Source organism: Isoptericola sp. NPDC060257 (genome assembly GCF_042726645.1).
GTDB classification, from domain to species: domain Bacteria; phylum Actinomycetota; class Actinomycetes; order Actinomycetales; family Cellulomonadaceae; genus Isoptericola; species Isoptericola nanjingensis.
In genome coordinates this window covers 1-2438 of record NZ_JBHXAW010000420.1, presented here as the reverse complement: position 1 = coordinate 2438, position 2438 = coordinate 1, and the positions used below count along the sequence as shown (strand labels likewise).

The 2438-nt window shown below is 74.6% G+C and carries 3 protein-coding genes; 2 read left to right on the top strand and 1 reads right to left on the bottom strand.

Annotated elements, in window-relative coordinates; translation table 11 throughout:
- A partial coding sequence (locus ACFWEK_RS20800) for a lactate utilization protein B (protein ID WP_430555273.1) occupies positions 1-1029 on the top strand: 1029 nt, incomplete at its 5' end.
- Positions 1026-1751 carry a lactate utilization protein C gene (locus ACFWEK_RS20795; RefSeq protein WP_430555272.1) on the top strand — a complete coding sequence of 242 codons (726 nt, stop codon included), beginning with the start codon at positions 1026-1028 and terminating at the stop codon, positions 1749-1751. The genes ACFWEK_RS20800 and ACFWEK_RS20795, both read left to right, overlap by 4 nt.
- A 15-nt stretch (positions 1752-1766) precedes the next feature.
- Here the strand turns inward: ACFWEK_RS20795 and ACFWEK_RS20790 are convergent, their stop codons facing one another.
- A complete protein-coding gene (locus tag ACFWEK_RS20790; protein ID WP_430555271.1) occupies positions 1767-2204 on the bottom strand; it encodes a type II CAAX prenyl endopeptidase Rce1 family protein in 438 nt (145 codons plus the stop codon).
- Positions 2205-2438 lie beyond the last annotated feature (234 nt).

Sequence of the window (2438 nt, the reverse complement as noted above, 5' to 3'; positions counted from 1 at the left end):
GCCGACGACATGCCCTCGCACATCCTCGTCCCGGCGATCCACCGCAACCGGTCGGAGATCCGCGACATCTTCCTCGCCCGCATGGGCGACGCCCCGCCCGACCTGTCGGACGTGCCGCGCGAGCTCGCCATGGCCGCGCGCGCCCACCTGCGTCGCAAGTTCCTGTCCGCCAAGGTCGCGGTGAGCGGCGCCAACTTCGCCGTCGCGGACACGGGCACGCTCGCCGTCGTCGAGTCGGAGGGCAACGGGCGCATGTGCCTCACGCTGCCCGAGACGCTCGTGACGGTGATGGGCATCGAGAAGCTCGTGCCCACCTTCGACGACCTCGAGGTGTTCCTGCAGCTGCTCCCCCGTTCGTCGACCGGCGAGCGGATGAACCCGTACACGTCGATGTGGTCGGGCGTGACGCCGGGCGACGGGCCGCAGGAGTTCCACCTGGTGCTGCTCGACAACGGCCGCACCGACGTGCTCGCCGACGAGGTCGGCCGGTCCGCGCTGCACTGCATCCGCTGCTCCGCGTGCCTCAACGTGTGCCCGGTCTACGAGCGGGTGGGCGGCCACGCCTACGGCTCCGTGTACCCCGGGCCGATCGGCGCCATCCTCACGCCGCAGCTCACCGCGTCGACGGGCGGCGTGTCCGGGCACCACGACCCGAACGCCTCGCTGCCCTACGCGTCGACGCTGTGCGGCGCCTGCTACGAGGTCTGCCCCGTGAAGATCGACATCCCGTCGATCCTCGTCGACCTGCGCGCCCGCGAGGTCGACGCCGACCGGTCGTCGCGCGGTGTCGACCCGTGGAAGACGGCCATGAAGGCGGCGTCCTGGGTCATGGCCGACGGCGACCGGTTCGCCCTCGCCGGCCGTGCCGCCACGCTGGGCAGCGGGCTCGGCGGGCGGGACCACGCCATCTCCGTCGCGCCCCCGCCCGCGTCGGCGTGGACGAAGGCGCGGGACCTGCCCGCGCCGCCCCGCCAGACGTTCCGACAGTGGTGGCAGGCCGAGCACGAGAACGAGGAGGGCGCCCGATGAGCGAGGCACGCACCGAGGTCCTGGCACGCGTGCGGGCGGCGCTGGGGCAGACCGGCTCCGGCACGACGCCGTCGGGCAAGGTCGGCACCGCGCCGCGCCCGGAGCCCGTGCCGCGCGCCTACCGCGCCGCCGGGGAGCACGCCGTCGGCTCGCCCGAGGTGCTGGAGCAGCTCGTCGACCGGCTGGTGGACTACAAGGCCCACGTCCACCAGGTGGCCGCCGATGACCTGCCCGCCACCGTCGCCGCCCTCGTCGCCGACGTGTCAGGACCGCACGCAGGTTCTGACGGTGCTGGCCCTGACAGGTCGGTGCGGGTGGTGGTCCCCGACGGGCTGGACGACGCGTGGCTGGCGGCGCTGCCGGCGGACGTCGACGTCGTGCGCGACTCGCGCGAGCAGCCGCTCGCCGCGACGGAGCTCGACGCCGTCGCGGCCGTCGTCACCGCCGCGCGGGTCGCGATCTCCGAGACGGGCACGATCGTGCTCGACGGCGAGACCGACCAGGGCCGCCGGGCCATCTCGCTGGTGCCCGACGTGCACCTGTGCGTCGTGCGGGCGGACCAGGCCGTGCAGACCGTGCCGGAGGCGGTGCGCCTGCTCGGCGCGCATCCGGAGCGGCCGCTCACCTGGATCTCCGGTCCCAGCGCGACGTCGGACATCGAGCTGGACCGCGTGGAGGGCGTGCACGGCCCGCGGACCCTGCACGTCCTCCTGGTGGGCTGACCCCGCCGGCCCGGGTCAGCCGAGGATCGCGGCCGAGCCGAACAGCGCCCAGTCGTCGACCATGTGCACGGTGGCCGACGCCGCGAGGTTCTTGGTGAGCAGGTACGGCACCAGGAGGATCACCCGCGCGGTGCCGATGACCAGCACGCACTGCACGTTCCAGCCGGAGGTGGGCAGGTGCAGCGCCGCGAACAGGAGCGTCGAGACGACCACCGCGAGCATCAGGCTCGACCGGCGCGACAGGTGCAGCACCGACACGGCCGCGACCGTCCGCACCGCCTTGACCAGGTCGGCGGGCGCCACGCCCTTGCCGAGGAAGCCGCTGGCGCCGGCGCGCAGCGCGCCGAGCACCTCGGCGTCGCCCTCGAACGTCGTGAGGACGACGACGCGCACGGCCGCGAGTTCCGGGTCGTCCGCGATGCGCGCGGTCCGCAACGTACCCGCGGGCGGCACGGCGCGCCCGCCGGTGGGGTCCCGGTTTCGACAAGCAGGACCGCCGCCGCCGAGAATGGGTGCCCGTGACCGACAGCGTGCCGCCGACGGACGACCCGGCGAACGAGTCCGACGCCCTCTTCGAGGTGCCGCCCGGCGCCCGCCGCCCCGCGCGGCGGATCGTGCTGCTCACCGGGCCGTCGGGGTCGGGGAAGACGGCGCTCACCCGGCGGCTCGGCCTGCCGGTGATGAACC

Bases quoted from the DNA above. Each gene is read 5' to 3' on its own strand.
- ACFWEK_RS20795 (WP_430555272.1), top strand. From the start codon at position 1,026: ATGAGCGAGGCACGCACCGAGGTCCTGGCACGCGTGCGGGCGGCGCTG.